This is a genomic window from Polaromonas sp. P1_G1, from assembly GCF_056405595.1.
On the sequence record NZ_JBFUBU010000296.1, the window covers coordinates 1 to 363 of the forward strand.

1 protein-coding gene is annotated in these 363 nt (G+C 53.7%); it reads right to left on the bottom strand.

Annotated features, from left to right (window positions below; translation table 11 throughout):
* Positions 1–257: TetR/AcrR family transcriptional regulator (locus AC1D1Y_RS26915; RefSeq protein WP_477685027.1), on the bottom strand; the 257-nt coding region annotated here is incomplete at its 3' end.
* Between the last annotated feature and the right edge of the window lie 106 nt (positions 258–363).

Consider the following 363-nt stretch of genomic DNA (forward strand, 5'->3'; position numbering starts at 1 on the left):
CCTTTGCGTAGGAGTGGGAGCGCACGCTCTCGGTGATCACGTTGGATGACGAGATACAGCTCGTGAACCAGTTCGTCTTTGCTGGCGAAGTAGTAGTAGGCATTCCCGAGGGAGACACCTGCCTCAGTCGCGATCTTGCGCATGGTCGTCGCTGCGAAGCCTTCGTCGCGGAAGAGCCGCAAAGCTGTTTCTACCAGCTTTTCCCTGGTTTCGATCCCGCGACTGCTCATGGGCTCCCCTTCTTTGAACGTGTTCAAGTTCAGCGTACCTGAAGTTGAACACGTTCAAGAGTTGATCTGTTGCGAGGAAGGTAATAAGCGCGCATACTAAATTCATGATTGAACTTGCGATCGGTTCGCCAGG